This is a genomic window from Ramlibacter sp. MAHUQ-53 (assembly GCF_052600055.1).
The window spans coordinates 1-635 of the sequence record NZ_JBQWTS010000025.1; the positions used below are offsets into that span (position 1 = coordinate 1).

At 71.2% G+C, this 635-nt stretch carries 1 protein-coding gene; it reads left to right on the plus strand.

What is annotated here, in order from left to right:
• Positions 1-635: acyl-CoA dehydrogenase family protein (locus ACT80S_RS19145; protein ID WP_377419148.1), on the plus strand; the 635-nt coding region annotated here is incomplete at both ends.

The window sequence follows — 635 nt, forward strand, 5'->3', positions numbered from 1 at the left end:
GCGGGCGGCATCAGCGCCTTCATCGTGCCGGCCGACGCGCCGGGCCTGCGCCTGGGCAAGGTGGACAAGAAGATGGGCCAGCGCGGCACCAAGACCTGCGACGTGATCCTGGAGAACGTGCGCGTGCCGGCGGCCAGCATCATCGGCGGCGTGCCGGGCCAGGGCTTCAAGACGGCGATGAAGGTGCTCGATCGCGGGCGCCTGCACATCTCGGCGGTGGCCTGCGGCATGGCCCGGCGCATCCTGGACGAGACGGTGGCCTATGCGCGTGACCGCAAGCAGTTCGGCCAGGCGATCGGCGAGTTCCAGCTGGTGCAGGCGATGCTGGCCGACTCGCAGGCCGAGCTGCTGGCGGGCTGGTCGCTGGTGCAGGACGTGGCGCAGCGCTACGACGCCAAGGGCGGCCCCGGCGTGGCCGACGCCGACGTGGCCATGCGGGCCTCGTGCGCCAAGATGTTCTGCACCGAGATGGTGGGCCGGGTGGCCGACCGCGGCGTGCAGGTGCATGGCGGCGCGGGCTATATCAACGAGTACCCGGTGGAGCGCTTCTACCGCGACGTGCGCCTGCTGCGCCTGTACGAAGGCACGACCCAGATCCAGCAGCTGGTCATCGGTCGGCAGATGCTGCGCGCCGC